We start from the raw sequence: 18290 nt of genomic DNA, 5'->3' as shown, positions 1-18290 counted from the left end.
CCGCGCGCCGCCGCCGCGGGTGCGGGTGCGGCGGCGGCGGGGCTCCTGCGCGAGCGGAAGTCGCGCAGGAGCCGTTTCACAGCGGTACCGCGGTGGTGCCGGTGGTGCTGTGGTGCGGTGCTCCGGTCACAGCGCCGGGTAGGCGTTGCGCATGAGCTCCTGGAACTGCGCGGAGAACCACTTGCCCGACAGCGGGGCGTCCGGCAGCGCACCCGACAGGTTGTTGCCGTTGCGGATGTTGCCGGTGTAGGTCGGGTCGCACATCTTGTCCGCGCCCTTGCCCTCGTTGTTCGGGATCTCCTTGCTCGCACCGTCGGACTCACCCGGCGGCTTCACCCACACGTAGGCGTCGATGCCCGGCTCCGGCGCCGCCTTCGGGCGCTCACCGAGGCCGGCACCGGACTGGTTGCACCAGTTGCCGAGGTGGATGCGGCGGTCCAGCTTGCCGCCGTTGACGTAGGCGTCCACGGTCGTCTGCGGGCCGGGACCCGTCGGACGGGCGCTGCCGCCCCAGCCGTTGCGGCTGGTGTCGATCAGCATGCCGACGTTCGCGTCGAAGCCCGCCTGCACGGCCCGGTTGCGGAACGCCTGCGCGTAGGACAGCTCGTCGACGTAGCGGTTCCAGTCCACCCACTTCGACTGGCGGACCGAGGTGCCGTTCACCGAGTCCTCGATCTTGAAGTACGGCTCCTTCAACGCACCGTAGTTCGCGGTGTTGGCGATGAAGCCCTGCACGTTCGCCTTCGTGCTGCCGGACGCGTTCGCCGCCTGGAACAGCAGCTCGGCCGTCGCGCCGAAGTTGTCGTCCCAGCCGATCCAGCCGTGGTGGCCGATGTCCAGGTAGTTGTAGACGTTCGGCACGGCACCCAGCTTCGCGAGCGCGTAGCCGACACCGGTGATGTAGTTTCCGTTGGCCTTCATCACGTCGCAGTTCGCCACCGCGGTGGGCCGCGGCGTCACGTTCGTGATCAGGTTCGGCAGCGAGTCGATCTCGACCGTGGTGACGATCCGCAGGTCCTTGTACGCGGGCCGGGCGAGGATCGCCGCGATCGGGTCGATGTACTCGGTCTTGTAGCGACCGATCTCGTCGGGCTTGAGCTCACCGTTCGACGCGAGCGCCGAGCAGTCGCGACCGGGCAGGTTGTAGATCACCAGCTGGATGACGAGTGGTGAGCCCGCCGCCTGGCGCACCGCCTCGTCCAGGTGTCCGACCAGTCCGCGCGAGTCCACGGTGCCGGTGATCGCCGCGATGCGGTCGAGCCACACGGCGGTGGGCTGGTTCGCGATCCGGCTGCCGCCCGGCTCCGCCGAGGCCTTGGCCGCCCAGTCCGGGTTGACGTACTGCTTCGCACCGACGTACGGGTTGTCGACCTTGCCGTTGCCCGGGTCGGGACCGGGGCCGTTCGACGTCGTCGTGGTCGTCGTCGTCGTGGTGGTGGGCCCGACCTCACCGGTGCACTGCGTGCCGTTCAGCGTGAACGTCGCCGGGCTGGCGTCGTTGGCGCCCGCACCGCTGCCGTTGAAGCCGAGCTCGGTGGACGCGCCGGTGCCGAGGTTGCCGTTCCACGACAGGCTCGTCGCGGTCACGTCGGCACCCGACTGCGCCCAGGTCGCGTTCCACCCCTGTGCCACGCGCTGGTTGCCGGGGAGGGTGAACTTGAGCGTCCAGCCGCCCGACACGGCGTCACCGAGGTTGGTGATCTTCACCGAGGCGCCGAACCCACCGCCGCCCCAGCTGTTCGCCTTGTAGTCCACCCGGCAACCGGGTGCGGCGCCCGCGGGTGCGCTGAGCGCCACCCCGAACGTCGCCACGGCGGTGGCGACCACGACACCCGCCGCGGCCCACCGCCTTTGTCCGTTGAGCGTCATTGCTCCGGATCTCCTGTCTCTCTCAGTGGTGTTTGATCGGGACGAGCGAACACGCGGTGGGCGTGCACTCGAGTCTGTTGAGTCCCAGGTACTCCATGCCCTCCGAGCCGGTCAGCGCGAAGCCGTCGCCGAAGGCGAGGTCCGGGTCGCCCCGGACCTCGCCGTTCGCGAGCGCCGCTCGCCAGGCCTCTTCCAGCCCTGGCCGCAGGACCAGCAGCCCGAGCCGTTCGTACGGCTCCTTGCTGCAGGTCCCCCACTCCGCGATGAACGGCGCGTAGACCTTGGCGCGCACCGGACCCGCGAACTCCGCGAAGTCCGCCTCGCGCCGGACGGTCGTGCACTCGTCGGTCAGCCGGTTGAGCCAGGCGGCGATGCCGTCGACCCCCTTGCTGAGGTCAGGGGTGGGTTCGGCGCGCCCGACGAGGAGGGCGAACGCGACCGAACCCACCACCAGGAGGGCGAGCAGTGCCCTCGTCAGCGGACGGCGCACGCCGACCCGTTGAGGGTGAACGCCGTCGGGTCGACCGGCGTGGACGTCGTCGTCGCGTTGAAGCCGAACGACGCCGTTCCACCGGGTGCGATGTCCGCGTTGTAGTTCGCGCCCTTCGCCGTCGCCTTCCCGTTCGCGACCGTGACGGTGGCCGACCACGCCTGCTGCAGCTGCTGGCCGGACGGCACGTCCCACACCAGCTGCCAGGCGCTGATCGCGCTGGTGCCGCTGTTGGTCACCGTCACGTTCGCGGTGAAGCCGCCGTTCCAGGAGCTCGGCCGCGCGTACGCGACCGTGCAGGAGCCGGTGGGTCCGCCGCCACCCGTGGACGTCCTGACCGTGACGCTCGGCGACGCCGGCGAGGCGTTGCCCGCCGAGTCGGTCGCGACCACCGTGAACGAGTACTGCGTGTCCGCGCTCAACCCGGTCACCGTCGCCGAGGTCGTCGACGTGGTGGCGACCACCTGGTCACCGCGGTAGACCCGGTAGCCGGTCACGCCGACGTCGTCCGTCGCCGCGCTCCAGTCCAGCTTCACCGAGCTGCTGGTGACACCCGACGCGACCGGCGTGCCGGGCGTCGACGGGGCGGTGGTGTCCGGCGTGCCGGTGCCACCGCCGAACTGGACGTCCGAGCAGCTGTAGAACGCCTCCGGGCTGTCCGAGCGCTGCCACAGCGAGTAGATGATGTGCCGGCCGGTCTTGTTGGGGAGCCGGGCCTGCCACGCGTACTCGCCGTTCGCGAGCGGCGGGTTCGTCACCTTGTCGAACGGCACGGACTCGAGGTCCGACCACTTGAGCGGCTTCGTCACGTCGAAGCCGTCCTTGGTGACGTACTGCTCCCAGGTGCCGGGGTGCGGTGCCCACGCGTTGTACCGGAACGTGACCGAGGCGTTCGCCTGCACCTGCGTCACCGGCCAGTCGGCGCGGGCGAGGTTGTAGGCGGCGAACTTCGTGGTGGGACCGCACAGGCTGCCGTCGGGCACGATCTCCCGGTGGCGGCCGCCCGCGTTGCTGATCAGGTTGCCGAACCAGTCCCACAGCGGCTGCTTGCCGCCCTGGGCCACCGCGGCCTGGCAGGCCGGGTTGGTGGGCTGCAGGTCACCGCCACCGCCGCCGGTACGGCCGTCCTCGTAGCAGAGGTAGGTGCGGCTGCCGGGCCAGACCATCGAGCCGTGCGCGACCGCGGTGCCGCCGGTCTGCACGAGCAGGGCACCGGTCGTGGCAGCAACGAGCGCAAGCGCCGTTGCCATGCGTTTTCTCATCTCGCTACTCCTCTCACCCGTAGAGCTCTGCGTGCAGCGAGAACGCCGTGGCGATCTCGGTCTGCGCCCAGAAGCGGTGGTAGGTGAACGTGGGTGCCGGGCCACCGTCCAGGTAGGCCTGGACCTTCGGCCACTGCGGGTCGTTGCGGAACATCGACCGCATCGACAGGAACGACGAACCCTGCTTGATGTCGTCGCCGTTCGGCATCTTCCCGGTCCAGCCCGGCGGCACGTACGGGCCCTCGAGCGTGCTGGTGTTGTAGACGTCGTCGAACCGGTTGTAGTCGGACCGGGTCTCCGGCGTCGCGATGCCGAGGCTGTCCTGGTGCGAGAGCAGCCCGGTCAGCAGTGCCTCACCCGTGGTCTTGGCCGCGGCGTCGCCCGACCTCGACGCGTAGTTCAGCAGCACCTTCGCGTACGACGCGGCCACGCCGACGTCCTGGTTGTGGTTCAGCACCCGCACCCGCAGGTTCGCGTTCGCACCGGGGTTGGTGGCGTTCCACGTGTCGGGCGCTCCCGACCACTCCAGGTCCGCGGGGATCTGGAAGTTCGTGCCGGTGGTCGTGTTCGCGATGGCCCACGGCACCCACTTGTCGAGGATCTTCTTGGCGCGCGCGTCACCGGTCAGCCGGTACAGCGCGGCCGTGCGCTCGATGCCCCACACCTGGAAGCCGAACCACCGGTTGCTCGGCGGGTCGCGCCACACCGGGTGGGCGTCGTAGTACATGCCGTAGAAGGTCGGCGTGCCCGCCGGGGGCGAGGCGTACTGGCCCTCCCAGCTGTTCGTCACACCGCCGGCGAGACCGCCGTCGGCCGACTGCAGCCACTGCAGCATCTCGAGCTGCCGGTCGAGCGAGGTCGCCCAGTCCTGCTGCCCGGTCGCGGACAGCGGCTTGAGCGCGGGCACGTTCGACAGCGCGTACGCGGCCAGCGGGTTCTGGTAGCCCTGGTGCGAGGCACCGTCACCGATGCGCCACGCCCAGCCGGCGGACGTGTCGGTCGCGCCACCCCACGCGTAGTACCAGGACATCAGGTAGTGCGCGCTGTTCTTGCCGGTCGCTCCGGGGCACGTCGTCGGGCTGGTGCAGTTGCCGATGCGCTTGAAGTACTTGTCGAACATGGCGTACCGCAGGTAGTCGCCCATCTTGGCCGACTTGCCGATCTCGCTCGCGATGTCGCCGGCCTTGCCCTGCGCCGTGGCCCACTGCTGGGCGAGCAGCGCCACCTGCACCACGCGGGCGTCCGCGTCCGGTGCGTTGGTGTACTTCCACTGCTTGGCGTAGGAGGAGTCCTTGGTGAACAGGTCGAGGAACCCGTTGGGGCCACCGTGCTTGAACGTGTCGCACGAGGGCTGCGGGATCGTCTCCCACACCGACTCCGACGAGCCGCGCTGGTAGGTGTTGATGTACGCGGGCGCCGTCGTGCCGTCACCGCAGCGGCCGAAGCCGTAGGTGTTGTCGACGTCGATCAGCCAGTGCATGCCGTAGACGTCCGAGCTGCCGTACGCGGACTTCAGCTCGTTCGCGATCGGGTCGGTGCCCACCGGCGCGGTGCTGCTGAGCACCGACGGGTACTGGTCCATCCGCGGGTGCTCGGGCGCGTAGGTCGCCGGCTTCGACGGGTCGTACTTGTCGTTGGTCGGCTGGTCGGCCTTCGCGGGGATGATGTACTTCTCCATCGACGCGAACGCGGACTTGAACGGCGCCCAGTCACCGGTGACGCGGCCGTAGCTCGCCTCCAGCCACAGGTAGTAGCTGTAGGCCTCCGACGTCGTCTGGTGGCCGTGGTCGGGTGCCTCGACCATCAGCGTCTCGACCGAGTGGTACGGCACGAGCAGGTCGCCGAACTTGCGGAAGTAGCCGCTCGCCGGGTCCTTGATCTTGTTGTACTGGTCGAGGAACGCCTTGTTGAAGTCCGACGTGCTCGGGTCGAGCTCCTTGACCGTCACCGTCGCCGGGGTGTGCCCGCTCGCCGACGCGGTGAACGTCGCGGTCGCGAGGTCACCGCCGTTGGCCGCCGACGTCACCGTCACCTTCTGCTTCGCGGTGCCGGACAACGTGAACGTCGTCGGCGTGGCGGTCAGGTCCGCGCTGCCGCTGCGGGCGAGCGTGACCGTGACCGGCGAGGTGGGTGCCGTGGCGAGGGAGACGTCGAACGTGGCCGTCTGCCCCTGCTTCACCGAGACCGCGCTCGGCGAGGCCACCACCGCGGGTCCGGCCAGCACCTTGACGGCCACCGGCGTGGACGTCGTGGTGGCGCCGCGGTTGTCGGTCGCCCGCGCGGCGATGCTGTGGTCACCGGCCGCGACCCCGGACCAGGTGCCGGTGAACGGCGCGCTGGTGTCGGTCGCGATCAGCTGGTCGCCCGCGTAGAAGTCGACCTTGGCGACCGTGCCGTCGGAGTCCGCCGCGGTGGCCGCGAGCGGGATCGACGCAGGCACGGTGTAGCTGCTGCCGTTGGCCGGGGACGTCAGCGCCACGGACGGCGCCTGGTTCGGGCCGGTGCAGGACACCCCGTTCACCGCGAAGTCCGTCGGTGGCTGGTTGGTCGAGCCCTTGCTGCCGTTGAACCCGACCGAGGCGCTGCCGCCGGACGGGATCGTGCGGGCCCAGTCCGGGTTGGTCACGGTGACGACCGCGCCGCTCTGGGCGAAGGTCCCGTTCCAGCCCTGCTGGACGCGTTGCCCGTCGGGGAACGTCCAGGTGAGCTTCCAGCCGTTCAGCGCCTCACCGTCGTTGCGGATCGCCACGCTGGCGCCGAAGCCGTTGTTCCATTCATTGGTTACCGAATACGTCACGGTGCAAGCAACCGCGAGCGGTGCCGCCACGGCGGGTACCCCGCCCATGACCACCACCGCCGCAACTGTCAACGCCGTTGTTCGCCGAGTCATGCCGCCGCCCTCTCGACAACTGGGAGCGCTCCCAGAGTTCACGGCACTGTAACGCGGGCCACATCGACCAACTGGCCGCCGGTGCAGCGGCTGTTGAACCGGAAAGCCGTTGTCGTTGCGCCACTTGACACAGCACCGGTTCGTCCACCGGTTACTCTTACTGCTCTCTTCGAGTGGAATTCTGGGAGCGGTCCCAGATGAGAGCGGGGATGCCTGCTTCGCGGCAGGGACCCCTCTGGGCCCGTCAGCCACGCCCGGTTCTCGCACCGGCCGTGACCACGCTCTTGCCGCTGCTCGCGCCGTCGAGCGGGTACGAGCAGGGCAGCGTCTTCACCGAACCGCCCCGGTCGCCCGTTCCCGAAGTGGTCGTCGCGCGCGACCAGCGGGCTGCCCTCGCCGCGGTGGAACGGGTCCTGGATGTTCTCGAAGCAGTTGCCTGCGACGAGCACACCGGCCTCCGTGGTGGACGCGACGCCGTAGCCGGTCACACCGCCGCAACAGTTGTCGTGGACGTGCACCGGACCGGCTGCCGTGCAGCCGATGTTCCACCCTGCGGCACACGCCGTTGTCGCCTGAGGAGGAGCCGACCTACGGTTCGCCCGGAGTAGAGACTGTGCGAGCCCGACGCTCCTGCCGCGAGAGGCACACCATGTCCACCCCCAGTTGTCCTGCCCACTCCTCCAGCACCTCGGTCACGCCGGCGGAAACCTCGTTCCGGCCCCTCGACTCGGAGGACTACCGGCGCGCGGCAGCCCCTGCCGTCTTCGCCGAGCTGGCCGCGCGAGGTCCCATCCACCACGTCGTGCTCCCCGGTGAGGCTCCTGCCTGGCTCGTGACACGGCGGGCAGAGGCCGAGGCAGCGCTGCGCGACCCGAGGCTGACGAAGGACCCGCTGGAGGTCGCGCGCTACGGACAGGCCGTCGGCCGCCGACGCGTGCCGGAGGACTTCACCGCGGTGAGCGGACGGCAGTTGATGAACCTCGACGGAGCAGACCACGCGCGGATCCGGCGGGTGATCACCAGGTACCTCGTCGACAGCGCCGTCGCCCGCAAGCAGACCGTGCTGACCGAGACGGTCCGGCACCACGTCGACGCCCTCGCCGCCGAGGAGACCGCTGACCTCGTCGCGGACTTCGCCGTACCTCTCGTCAACGACGTCATCGGCCGGATCATCGGTGTCCCACCGGAACTGAACGAGATCATCATGACCGGAGGGGCGTTGTTGTTCGGCCCGGACGACCCGACCGCACCGGCGATGATCGACGCGTACCGGCAGGTCACCGCTGCCGCAGGCCGCGCTGTTGCGGAGGGTTCCACCGCGGAGGGCGCGGACGACCTCCTGGGAGGGCTCGCGTGCGCGGTGCGCGACGGGCTCGTGAGCAGGCGGGAGGCGGCGTCCAACCTGGCCATGGTGATGATCGCGGCGACCGGCGGTCCGGTGAAGATGCTGGCTCATTCCGCGGTCGCGCTGCACGACGACCCGCTCCTGCGCGACGCGATGCTCAGCGGCGACCCGATGGCGGTCGTCGAGGACCTGCTCTACCAGCAGCCTCCCATTCCGTTCACGAGCTGGCGGTTCGCCACGGAGACGATGGAGATCGCCGGGCAACAGGTGCGCGCGGGCGACGCCGTGATGGTCCTCATCGCCACGGCGAACAGCGAGCCCGCTCCACCGGCCTGCCCTTCCGGCGCTCCCGCGGCTCCAGGTGAACGTGCTCCGGCGGAGCGGCGGCCCGAGAGGAACCTCGCGTTCGGCGGCGGCCGGCACCGCTGCCCCGGCCAGTCGCTCGCACGACGGTTGGCCGCGACGGCACTGCCCGCCCTCTTCCGCGCGTTCCCCTCCGTCCAGTTGCAGGTCCCCGGCACCGAGCTGATCTGGCGAGGTGGTTTCGGGCCCCGGGGGCCAGGACGCGTCCCCGTCCGGTTGCGCAGCTGAACAGAACGCCGGGCGATGTCACCACCCGGACCACCACCCTTCGAACATCGCGCAGATCAGGAACCCCGCATGCCCAATGACGGCCGTGCCGCCGCGACCACCCTCGCCGAACTGATCGACCACCTCGACGACGAACACGGTGGCGTGCTCGTCCGGTTTCCCGTCACCGGTGAACAGCAGTGCCATGCGGACGTGCCCGCGCTGGCATGGGGCGTGGCCGATGAGCTCCTGCGGGCCGGTGTCGAGGAGGGCTCCGTCGTCGGAGTCCTGTCCGGCACCGAGCCGGGTTTTCTGCCTGCCGTGTTCGGTGTCTGGGCCGCCGGCGGAGCGATCACCGTGCTGCCGGTGCCACCGATGCCGACGCCTCCCGAGTCCGTCGCCGCCGCGCTCGGTCCCGTGGCGGGCCTGCTGACCCACGTCGTCGTCACGGACAGCCAGATCGGTGTGGCCGAACAACTCGCCGCGCGCCATCCGGAGTTGCGCGTGGTGCGGGTCAGCGACTGCGCGCCGAAGCCGAGGATCGCGTCTTGCGCGCGACCCGAGTCCCCCGCCGTCGTCCAGTTCACGTCGGGCAGCACCTCCCGGCCGAAGGGCGTCGTGCTGTCCCATTCGGCCGTGCTCGCCTGCTTCGCGTCGACGGCGTCCGCGAGCGGCGTCGCCGCGGGGGACATCTTCGTGTCGTGGGTACCTGTGTTCCACGACTTCGGTCTCATCACGATCCTCTTCGGACTGTGGTCGGGCTACGAGCTGCACCTGTTCTCGCCGTGGCACTTCATCCGCAGGCCGCGCAAGGTCATCGAACACATGAGTGCCGCTGGTGCCACTGCGTTCGGTGGTCCCAACTTCGCCTACGACCGCATCGCCACGGCCTACGACGACGGTCTGCTCGACGGGCTCGACCTGAGCAGGTGGCGACTGGCGCTCAACGGTGGCGAACCCGTGAAACCCGGCACGGTCGAGCGCTTCTCGGCCGCGCTGGGCCCCGCCGGGCTCGCCCCCGGCGTGTTGTTCCCCGTGTACGGCATGGCGGAGGCGACGTTGTCGGTGGCCTGCCCGGAGCCGGGTGCACCCGCTCGGGCGTTGTGGCTCGACCGCGCGTCGCTCGGAGATCGACGGGTCGCCGTTCGCGTGCCGGACGGTTCCTCGGACGGGATCGGACTCGTGTCGGTCGGCCGGCCCGTGCCCGGCATGGAGCTGAAGCTGCTCGCCGACGACGGAACGGAGGTCGCGGACGGCTCCGTGGGCGAGATCGTGCTGCGCGGGCCCTCGGTGATGACCGGGTACTGGGACGACCCCGTCGCGACCGCGACGGCGATCCGCGACGGCTGGTTGCAGACCGGTGACCTGGGCGTGCGGATCGCCGGTGAGCTCTACGTGACCGGCAGGCGCAAGGACATGATCATCGTTGCGGGCCGCAACTTCTACGCCGAGGACGTCGAAGACGTCGCGCGCACACTGCTGCCACCGGAGCTCGGTCGCTGTGTCGCGTTCGCCGACACCGACGAAGAACGCGTCGTCGTGGTGCTCGAGACGTCCGATCCGGCAGCCGGCGCCGAACTGGGCGACAAGGTTCGAGGACTTGTGTCGGCACGTCTGGACCTCGGCTCGGTCGACGTGTACGCGGTGCCGCGCAACACGTTGCCGCGCACGACCAGTGGCAAGTGGCAACGCAGGCTCACCTCGCGGTTGTTCCGCCAGCTGACCGGATCCTGACGGTCCGCTCAAGGCGGAACCAGTCTTTCCTGCGAAGGAGTTCAACCATGGCCGACACGGCTCGCACTGAAACCGACTACCTGGAGCTCGTCCGCAGCGCGTTGACGCACGCGCTGGAAGTCGAACGCGAAGACACCGACCTCGGTGAGGACGTCGAGCTCGTCGGGATGCCGAACATGAGCTCTCTCGCGATGCTGCGCGGTCTGATCCACGTCGAAGGTGTGCTGGGCTTCGAGCTGGCGGACGACCGACTGGTCACCGTGCGCACCATCGGCGAACTGGCAGCCGCGATCGCGGAGCAGGACGAGGAGTCCGCCCGATGACAGCGCGAGCTGTGCGTTGTCCGCTGCACACGAGCGACTACACCACCTCTCCTCATCCCGCGGTCTTCGACGAGCTCGCCGACAGCGGCCCCGTGCACCGCATCTCGCTCCCCGGCGAGGTGCCGGCGTGGTTGATCACCGAACGCGACCTCGCCGAACGGACCCTGCGCGACCCGCGGCTGACGAAGGACCCGATGCGAGTGGCGCGGTACCGCCACCCCGTCGGCTCCCGCCGCGTGCCGGACGACTTCACCTCCGTCGGGGGCCGCACGATCATGAACCTCGACGGCGATGACCACGTGCGCATCCGGCGCGTCATCGGCAGGCGGCTGTCCGCTGCCGCGCTGACCACCGCACAGCCGATGATCGAGGCTCTCGTGCACCACCGCCTCGACACGATCACCCGCAACGACACGGCGGATCTGGTCGAGGACTTCGCGGTTCCCCTCGTCACGGACATCATCGGACAGCTTTTCGGGGTGCGTGCAGACTTCGCACGAGCCATCGTCACCCACGGCAGCAAACTGTTCGGGCCTCAGCACCCGGAAGACCCGGACATGGTGCAGGCCTACCCCCTGCTCGTCCAAGCGGTGAACGATGCGCTGGACGAGGGTGCGTCAAAGGAAGGCCGCGACGACCTGCTGGGAGATCTGCTCGCCGCCCAGCGGGACGGCAGGTTGCGCAAGCGGGAGACCATGTCGAACCTCGCACTGCTCATGATCGGGGCCGCCGACCCGGTGATCGCGCTCATCTCCCGTGGCGTCGCACTGGTCCAGGCCGACAGCCACGCGCGTGCCGAACTGCTGCACGGCGACGCTGACGCCGTGGTCGAGTCATTGCTCCGCGAACAACCGCCCATCCCCTTCAGCGGCTGGCGGTTCGCCACCGAGCCGATGGATCTCGACGGCCACTCCGTCGCACCAGGCGATGCGGTCCTGGTGCTGATCCCAGCCGCGAACCGCGCGGTGGACGCCGGGAACCGGCAGGGGCACCTCTCCTTCGGCGGCGGAGTGCACCGCTGTCCCGGCGGTCACCTCGCGCGCATCGAGGCGGTCGCGGCTCTGCGCGGGTTGTTCAGCCGGTTCCCCGATCTGCGGCTCGAGCTGCCGTTCGAGGAGTGGGTGTGGGTCGGTGGTATCGGTCCGCGGGTCCCTGAACGCGTACCCGTCCTGCTGAACGGCGCAGCGCGGTGAGGGTCGCGGGAGCGATCACGATCGCGGGAACCGCCCTGTGGCTTCCCGACGAGGTCTACTCGGCGTCCGAAGCGCAGACGGCGGGCTCGGTGACGGCGGCGGATTCCGAAGGCGAGCTCATCGGCCGGCTCCCGGTGGCGGACATCGCACCACCCCGGATGGCCCGGCTCGCCGCACAACGCGCACTGGAGCACGCGGGGGTGACGGCAGCGGAAGTAGGGCTGCTGGTGCACGCCTGGGTGTTCGACCAGGGCCCGCAGACGTGGACTCCCCCGCATCGTGTCGCACGGGAGCTGGGCGCGCGGCGCTGCGCCGCGATCGGCATACGACAGATGTCCAACGGTGGTGCGGCCGCGATGCAGACCGCCATCGCCCATCTCCTCGCGGAGCCTCGCGCAGCCTCCGCACTCGTGACCACAGCGGACAACTTCAGCAGCCTGCCCTACGACAGGTGGCTTTCGGTGCCACCGCTCGGCGACGGTGCCACCGCCGTCGTGCTGACCAGAGGCCCCGGCCCGCAGGTGGTCGAATCCATCACGACAGCGGGCGATGCCGGGATGGAACTGCACTTCCCCACCTCCGATCCCTTCGAACCGGGTGCCGCCCGCACGGCCGGCTCACCCAGCAGGCAGGCGCTGCACGCGTTCGCCGCCCACGTGCGCGACGCCGCCGAGCAGGCGCTGGAGGACGCCGGGCTGGACTGGAACGACATCAGCTCCGTGCTGCTCCCACGGCTCGGCAAGACGTTGGTGAGCCACCTGGCCCGCACCGGACTGCCCGCTGATGTGGCCGATCGAGTCGTCCGGACGGGATACGCGACCGGGCACCTCGGTTCAGGCGACATGCTGGCCAACCTGGCCGAGCACCCGGGTCCGCGGAAGGACGAGCACCACCTGCACGTCAGCACCGGGGCAGGACTCACCACCACCTGCTTGATCACCCGTGGTCGCTGAGCATGGACGGACGGCACACGCCAGGTGTGGTGGGCAGGCCGGTGTGTCACCGGTTCCTCTTCTGAGCGCGGTCAGCGAGACGTTGCCGGCGGGGTCAGATCGCGAGCCCTGTGCGCTCGTCCCGCGCGTGTTGCAGTTTGCCGGCCATCTCGGTCCACGTCGCGTCCGCGATGAAGGTCTGGTCGTGCGCGGTCGACTGGTTTCGCCCCACGATCGTTCCCACACCGAGGTAGTTGACCACTTTTCCCTTGTGCACTCCCAGGAAGCCGGAGTCGCCCGCGAAGGCGGAGACGGCGTCGTTGAACGCTTCCACGGCCGTGGTGTGCCGTGCCGGCGCGACCTCCGCCAGGCCTGCCACATACCCGCGCAGGCCGAGGTCGCGGACCAGGTCGAAGAACGACCGGTGTTTCCGCGGCAGTTGGCTGCCGCGCAGCTCCTGGGCGAACACACCGAGCGTCGAGTCGTACTGCGTGCGGCCGATCAACGCGTCGAACAGGTGCACCAGGGGTGTGGCGGAGCCGCTCGGTCCGGTGGGGTAGCCGGGCGGCGGAACCGTCCAGGTGACGAGGGTCTTGGCCCAGTCGACCGGGTCGCAGAAGGTCGTGCTGTCACTGCGCGGGCTGACCCGGCGGAAGGACTTCGTCGCCCGCCGGGCGCACTCGGCCGCGACCAGCAGGACCCGGCAGACCTCGTCGTGCGCGTCCGGGCCGTGCTCGCGCACCACCTGCTCCAAGCGGCACAGTTCCCCCACCATCGGCGTCGCCGCGGCGTTGATCTCGAAGAAGGCCGAGGTGAACACCTGCTCGGCGCGATTGTCGTACACCGGGATCGAGGGACGCAGGTTCTCGATGACCGCGTCCTCGATCCGGTACTCACCCGAGGGGCCCACCAGGCCGGGATCGCTGAAGGTGACGTTGTTGAACACCCAGTCCTCGAGGGTGAGCCCCGCACCGTCCCGACCGAGCCGGCGGCACACCTGCTGCCACGGCTGTGTGATCGCCGGGGGCAGCTGATCCGGGATGTCGCGGTTGCGGGACACGTACATGCGCTCGACGCCGAACCGCCAGTAGGAGTGAGCCACCAGGCCCAGCACGGTCGCCGCCCGCTTGACCTGCTCGTCAGGAAGGTCGTCCGGACCTGCGGCCAGCAGCGGGAGGTCCGCGATGATCGCTTGGGCGTCCTGGGCGAAGGCGAGCTCCGGCAGCCGCGCGGCCACCTGTTCCCAAGCCGCATGCGGACCGGTCAACGGCGAACTGGCCACCGTCCGGGGCATGAACCCGTGGTCGACGGTGATGTCGCCGTCCAGGTTCCGGGCCGAACCCGCGGAACAGGTGGCGATGTGCTGGGCGAGCGAATCCGGTTCAGGCATCATCGAGTTCCGCCTCATCATTGTTGTGGACCCAATCCTCGATCACCGACATGACTTCCCCGACGCGGTCCGCTGATTCGGCACAAGACGTGCGGAGCGCACGCACAGCCATGGAAGTGCGAACAACCAAATCGTCCAACAGGACGACGCAGTGTTGCTGAATCCATTGCGCCAACGACGCGGTGGCGGTTGTGTCGGCCTTCGCCAACGATTCCTCCACACGGGCTTGGGCATCGGCTGAGAGCTCATCCAGTCGCCGCAGCATCGCGGGATCCGCAGTCCGCCCGAGCAGCGCGGAGAACCCTTGGACGAAGGTTCGGAGGTGGTCGTCCAGGAGGTGGCGGTAGGACTGACCGAGGTAGATCAGGTCGTGAACGGGGTTCCTCCCCGCGCTGTGCTGGACGGCGAAGGAGTTGCGCACCAGCCTGATGTGGTCGAGCAGCTCACCGAGGGGCGCCCACGCGGTGGGCGGCGGAACGTCGTCGACCTCGGCGACGGCGAGCTGCCGCACCTTGTGCCGAACGCCGGGACGTGCGTGCGCCGACACGTGGTGAAAATCCACGGACGCGTCTCGTCCCAGATTCGCGAGCAACACCGCTTCGCCACCTGGATGCCAGCGCAGGAACTCGCTCACGTCGAGAACTTGCGTGTCCACCACGATCAGTGGGCACGACATTCCCGACCTTTCGAGGACATCTTCCATCGACATGACATTTCGATCCACGCTGATGCTCCAAGCACGGGGAATTCGAACTCGACGCCTGTCCGCAGTACGATTAGCTCCATCTAACGAAGCATCCGTCATCTGCACAAGATCGGGTTCCACAGCGTGGAACGCCGCACAGTCGAGCCATTCGCCCCGATGATCTTCGATACGACAATCGATTGTCGCACTTCGGCAACGTTGACAACTGTCCTATGATCCCCACGGGCTGCGCGGGACTCCCGCGTCGTACCCGATCCGGTCAACCTCTTCGACGTTGTTCGAATCGAACGTTCGAATGCGGTTGACAGAAAACAGCACCGCTCTACGATATAAAATACCGCCGCGCATCCACTTCAAGCGGAGCGCACATGAAGAAACTGGCAACAATGGTGTTGGCCGCGGCACTGGCCGCGTTCCTCGCACCTCAGGCACAGGCAGCGGGCAGCACTTTCCCCACCCCGGTGGGCCAGAAGGCCGTGGGTGCCACGATCAAGGTCTCGTCCAGCGGCTACGACGGTGGCATGCAGCGGTTCTACGGCACCGGGAACCTCGGTTCCGGTGGCCAGGGCGAGGGTCAGGACCCGATCTTCCAGCTGGCCGACGGCGCGACCCTGCGCAACGTCGTGCTCGGCGCGCCGGCGGCGGACGGGGTCCACTGCCTGGGCACCTGCACGCTCTCCAACGTGTGGTGGGAGGACGTCGGCGAGGACGCTGCCACGTTCAAGGGCACGTCGTCTGGGCAGACCATGACCATCACCGGCGGCGGCGCGCGCAAGGCGTCGGACAAGGTGTTCCAGCACAACGGACCGGGCACGATGATCATCCGCAACTTCCAGGTGGACGACTTCGGCAAGCTCTACCGGTCCTGCGGCAACTGCAAGACGCAGCACAAGCGGAACGTGGTGCTGGAGAACATCACCGCGTTCTCGCCAGGCAAGGCCCTCGTCGGCATCAACACCAACTACGGTGACACGGCCCGGTTCTCCCGGATCACGATCGTCGGCGACAGCAGCCGCAAGATCGCGATCTGCGACAAGTACCAGGGCGTGACGAGCGGTGAGCCGAAGAAGATCGGTACGGGCGCGGACGGGAAGAACTGCTTCTTCTCCGCATCCGACCTGACCTACCGCTAACGGATCGGGGCCCCGGCGAAATGCCGGGGCCCCGATTTCTCACCACACTTCAAGGGTGTGAACTCCGATGTACTCCGAATTCCAGTCGTCACCGATTCCCGGTAACGCGGACAACGCGACCGTGCCGTCCTCGTCGAGTGGGTCGGGAATGGAGTTGCGGTGCGGTGGCACCCGGTCGAAGTCCACGTGCGGGTGCAGCAGGCCGCGTTCGTACCACCGGCCCGCGTCGGTGGCACCGAGCACGGTCAGGCTCGCGCTGCCGTTGCCGTGGACCTCGCAGTCCATGTTGAACGCCTCTGCCAGGTGCACGGTCTTGAGCACCGGCGTGATGCCACCGGACCCGGCCGGGCCCGCGCGCAGCACGTCGCACGCGCCGGCCGTGATCCACTCGGCGCGGGTGAGGTGCTTGCCCCAGGCGACCTCCGGGCCGATCACCGGGATCGCCAGCTGCTCTGAGAGCCAGCGGTAGGAGCTGATCGAGGCCTCCTCCATCGGTTCCTCGAACCAGTAGAAGTCCAGCTCCTCCAACGCCCTGCCGAGCTTGAGCGCCTCGGTGCGCGAGTACCAGTGGCTCGCGTCGAGCATCAGCTCGACGTCCGGTCCCACGGCCTCCCGCACCGCCCGGCACGCCTCGACGTCCCGCGCGACGCTCGGCGCACCCGGTACCGGCGGCATCCACGTGTGCAGCTTGATCGCCCGGTACCCGGTCGCCACGAGCTGTTTGGCGAAGTCGGCGTAGTCGCCCGGCGTCGCGAGGCCGCCGGTGTCACCGCACATCGTGCTGGCGTAGGCGGGCACCCGGTCGCGGGCGCCACCGGCCAGCCGCCACGCCGGCAGCTCCGCCCGCCGTGCCACCAGGTCCCACAGCGCCTGGTCGACGAACCCGAGCGCCCGGTCGGTGAACCCGCCGTGCGCGCCGCGTTGCCGCCGGGCCAGCAACCGCCACAGCTTCTCGCGGTCCCACGGGTCCTGCCCGAGCAGCACCGGCCGCACGTGCTTGTCGAGCACGGCCGGGCGCAGCTGGTCCGGCTGCACCTGGCAGTACCCGGTCACGCCGTCGGTGTCGGTGATCTCCAGCAGCGCCTCGGTCACCTCGTGCTCGGGCGCCGGGTGCCGGTGCCCCTCCGCGTCGACGGACGTGCACGCGGTCGTCGTGAACGTCCGCACCGCGACCCGGTCGATCATTTGCGCTTCTCCCAGTCCTGCTGGGCGGTCGTCAGCTTGGTGGCGAGCTGGTCGAGGAACTCCTGCGCGGGCATCTGGCCGAGCAGCACCTTCTGGTACAGCGGCTCGGTGTCGGTCTTGGTGATCGAGGAGTACTCCGGCAGGTGCACCGGTGCCGGCACGAGCACGGTCGCCGGGTCCTCCAGCACGCCGAGCGCCATCTTCACGGCCGGGTTCTTCTGGATCCACTCGGCGCCGCGCACGTCGGTGTTCGCCGGGATCTGCCCGACCTTCTCGTTCCAGTAGCCGTTGCTCTCCGCGGACACCAGGAACTCGACGAACCGCCACGCGGCGTCGGTGTTCTTGCCGCCCTTGAACACCGCGAACCCGTCGGTCGGGTTCGGCACCACCGTCCGCTTGCCCGACGGCCCCTTCGGCAGCGGCATCGCGGCGACCCGCTCCGGCCCGAGCGTCTTCATGACGTCCGCGGTCGACCCGAGGTTGTGGTGCATCATCGCGACCGTGCCACCGGTGAACTGGGCGACCATCTGCGTGTAGTTGTTGTTGACGTCGGCCTCGGGCGTCGCCTTCTTGTAGAGGTCGGCGACCTTGCGCACGAGCTCGGCGTTGCGCGGGTCGGCCACCGTGCTCTTCCCGCCGTCGTAGAACTTCTCGACACCGGAGTAGGAGTAGGCCTCGGACAGCAGCTGGAAGACGGACCCGGCACCGCCGCGGATGGTGAACCCGTACTGGTTGGCCGCCGGGTCGGTGAGCTTGATGGCGGCCTGCACGAGCTCGTCCCAGGTGACCGGCTCGGTGATCCCCTTCTCCTCGAACCGGTCCGACCGGTACCAGACGACGTCCATGTTGCCCGACGCGGGAACGGCGTAGAGCTTGCCGTCCGACGACGTCTGCCGCACGGTCTCCAGCAGCCCCGGGATCAGCTTGCCCTTGAGCGAGCTGCCCTCCAGCCGCTCGTCGACCGGCTCCAGTGCGTCCTGCCCCGCGAGGTGCGCGAGGTAGGAAGTGGTGACACCGCCGACGTCCGGTGTGGAGCCGCCGGCGATGGCCGTGTCGTACTTCTGCTGCACCGACGAGCTGGGGATGCCGACGTACTCGACCTCGACGTCCGGGTTCGCGGCCTCGAAGCGCTTGATCAGCTCCTGGTAGATGGGCGTGCGGCCGGGACCGCCGTTGTTGTCCCAGAAGGTGATCGTCGTCTTGTCGTCCTGGGCTCCGGCACACGCGCCGAGCAGGAGTGCCAGCGCGACCAGCAGTGCTCTCATCTC

General features: G+C 69.2%; 14 protein-coding genes. 6 read left to right on the top strand and 8 right to left on the bottom strand.

What is annotated here, in order from left to right; all coding sequences use genetic code 11:
• Window positions 1-126: 126 nt before the first annotated feature.
• Genes ACZ7CH_RS10585 through ACZ7CH_RS10570 form a run of 4 tightly spaced genes read right to left on the bottom strand, consistent with a single transcriptional unit; the run spans window position 127 to window position 6418 of the window.
• Window positions 127-1869: a glycoside hydrolase family 6 protein gene (locus ACZ7CH_RS10585; protein ID WP_470373675.1), complete on the bottom strand. Its 1743-nt coding sequence runs from the start codon at window positions 1867-1869 to the stop codon at window positions 127-129.
• 22 nt (window positions 1870-1891) lie between these two features.
• The gene (locus ACZ7CH_RS10580) at window positions 1892-2359 is read right to left on the bottom strand and encodes a hypothetical protein (RefSeq protein ID WP_360389387.1); all 468 of its coding nucleotides are present in this window, start codon (window positions 2357-2359) and stop codon (window positions 1892-1894) included.
• Window positions 2344-3609, bottom strand: a complete 1266-nt coding sequence (locus ACZ7CH_RS10575; protein WP_458431826.1) for a lytic polysaccharide monooxygenase — start codon at window positions 3607-3609, stop codon at window positions 2344-2346. The genes ACZ7CH_RS10580 and ACZ7CH_RS10575 overlap by 16 nt, the downstream gene beginning before the upstream one ends.
• Before the next feature lie 25 nt (window positions 3610-3634).
• Window positions 3635-6418, bottom strand: a complete 2784-nt coding sequence (locus ACZ7CH_RS10570) for a glycoside hydrolase family 48 protein (protein WP_360389393.1) — start codon at window positions 6416-6418, stop codon at window positions 3635-3637.
• A gap of 742 nt (window positions 6419-7160) precedes the next feature.
• Here ACZ7CH_RS10570 and ACZ7CH_RS10565 point away from each other — a divergent pair.
• The 5 genes from ACZ7CH_RS10565 (at window position 7161) to ACZ7CH_RS10545 (ending at window position 12629) form a co-directional block, all read left to right on the top strand.
• Window positions 7161-8447, top strand: coding sequence for a cytochrome P450 (locus ACZ7CH_RS10565; RefSeq protein WP_470370457.1), 1287 nt, complete (start codon window positions 7161-7163; stop codon window positions 8445-8447).
• A gap of 69 nt (window positions 8448-8516) precedes the next feature.
• Window positions 8517-10160, top strand: a complete 1644-nt coding sequence (locus tag ACZ7CH_RS10560; protein WP_470373674.1) for an AMP-binding protein — start codon at window positions 8517-8519, stop codon at window positions 10158-10160.
• A gap of 47 nt (window positions 10161-10207) precedes the next feature.
• Window positions 10208-10483: a hypothetical protein gene (locus ACZ7CH_RS10555; protein WP_360389405.1), complete on the top strand. Its 276-nt coding sequence runs from the start codon at window positions 10208-10210 to the stop codon at window positions 10481-10483.
• On the top strand, window positions 10480-11676 hold the full coding sequence (locus ACZ7CH_RS10550) for a cytochrome P450 family protein (protein ID WP_470373673.1): 1197 nt from the start codon (window positions 10480-10482) through the stop codon (window positions 11674-11676). Before ACZ7CH_RS10555 ends, ACZ7CH_RS10550 begins: the two co-directional genes overlap by 4 nt.
• A complete protein-coding gene (locus ACZ7CH_RS10545) occupies window positions 11673-12629 on the top strand; it encodes a ketoacyl-ACP synthase III family protein (protein WP_470373672.1) in 957 nt (318 codons plus the stop codon). Before ACZ7CH_RS10550 ends, ACZ7CH_RS10545 begins: the two co-directional genes overlap by 4 nt.
• A 94-nt stretch (window positions 12630-12723) precedes the next feature.
• On the opposite strand, the gene ACZ7CH_RS10540 is transcribed toward ACZ7CH_RS10545, so the two are convergent.
• Window positions 12724-13998 carry a PrnB family protein gene (locus ACZ7CH_RS10540; RefSeq protein WP_470373671.1) on the bottom strand — a complete coding sequence of 425 codons (1275 nt, stop codon included), beginning with the start codon at window positions 13996-13998 and terminating at the stop codon, window positions 12724-12726.
• Complete coding sequence (locus tag ACZ7CH_RS10535; RefSeq protein ID WP_470373670.1) at window positions 13991-14701, bottom strand: cytochrome b5-like heme/steroid binding domain-containing protein; 711 nt, start codon at window positions 14699-14701, stop codon at window positions 13991-13993. Before ACZ7CH_RS10535 ends, ACZ7CH_RS10540 begins: the two co-directional genes overlap by 8 nt.
• Window positions 14702-15072: 371 nt before the next feature.
• Between ACZ7CH_RS10535 and ACZ7CH_RS10530 the strand changes: the two genes are divergently transcribed.
• A complete protein-coding gene (locus ACZ7CH_RS10530) occupies window positions 15073-15837 on the top strand; it encodes a pectate lyase (protein WP_360389420.1) in 765 nt (254 codons plus the stop codon).
• Between the two features lie 39 nt (window positions 15838-15876).
• On the opposite strand, the gene ACZ7CH_RS10525 is transcribed toward ACZ7CH_RS10530, so the two are convergent.
• Both ACZ7CH_RS10525 and ACZ7CH_RS10520 read right to left on the bottom strand, forming a co-directional pair.
• The gene (locus tag ACZ7CH_RS10525; protein WP_360389423.1) at window positions 15877-17022 is read right to left on the bottom strand and encodes an enolase C-terminal domain-like protein; all 1146 of its coding nucleotides are present in this window, start codon (window positions 17020-17022) and stop codon (window positions 15877-15879) included.
• Entirely contained in the window at window positions 17019-18287 is a 1269-nt protein-coding gene (locus ACZ7CH_RS10520; RefSeq protein ID WP_458431821.1) for an ABC transporter substrate-binding protein, read from the bottom strand. Before ACZ7CH_RS10520 ends, ACZ7CH_RS10525 begins: the two co-directional genes overlap by 4 nt.
• Window positions 18288-18290: the final 3 nt, after the last annotated feature.

The organism is Lentzea sp. NPDC037011 (assembly GCF_055607425.1).
This window is presented reverse-complemented; position numbering and strand designations above follow the sequence as displayed.

Coding starts and splice junctions, on each gene's coding strand:
- ACZ7CH_RS10585 (WP_470373675.1), bottom strand. CDS start 1,869: ATGACGCTCAACGGACAAAGGCGGTGGGCCGCGGCGGGTGTCGTGGTC.
- ACZ7CH_RS10575 (WP_458431826.1), bottom strand. CDS start 3,609: ATGGCAACGGCGCTTGCGCTCGTTGCTGCCACGACCGGTGCCCTGCTC.
- ACZ7CH_RS10565 (WP_470370457.1), top strand. CDS start 7,161: ATGTCCACCCCCAGTTGTCCTGCCCACTCCTCCAGCACCTCGGTCACG.
- ACZ7CH_RS10560 (WP_470373674.1), top strand. CDS start 8,517: ATGCCCAATGACGGCCGTGCCGCCGCGACCACCCTCGCCGAACTGATC.
- ACZ7CH_RS10555 (WP_360389405.1), top strand. CDS start 10,208: ATGGCCGACACGGCTCGCACTGAAACCGACTACCTGGAGCTCGTCCGC.
- ACZ7CH_RS10550 (WP_470373673.1), top strand. CDS start 10,480: ATGACAGCGCGAGCTGTGCGTTGTCCGCTGCACACGAGCGACTACACC.
- ACZ7CH_RS10540 (WP_470373671.1), bottom strand. CDS start 13,998: ATGCCTGAACCGGATTCGCTCGCCCAGCACATCGCCACCTGTTCCGCG.
- ACZ7CH_RS10535 (WP_470373670.1), bottom strand. CDS start 14,701: ATGGAAGATGTCCTCGAAAGGTCGGGAATGTCGTGCCCACTGATCGTG.
- ACZ7CH_RS10530 (WP_360389420.1), top strand. CDS start 15,073: ATGAAGAAACTGGCAACAATGGTGTTGGCCGCGGCACTGGCCGCGTTC.
- ACZ7CH_RS10525 (WP_360389423.1), bottom strand. CDS start 17,022: ATGATCGACCGGGTCGCGGTGCGGACGTTCACGACGACCGCGTGCACG.
- ACZ7CH_RS10520 (WP_458431821.1), bottom strand. CDS start 18,287: ATGAGAGCACTGCTGGTCGCGCTGGCACTCCTGCTCGGCGCGTGTGCC.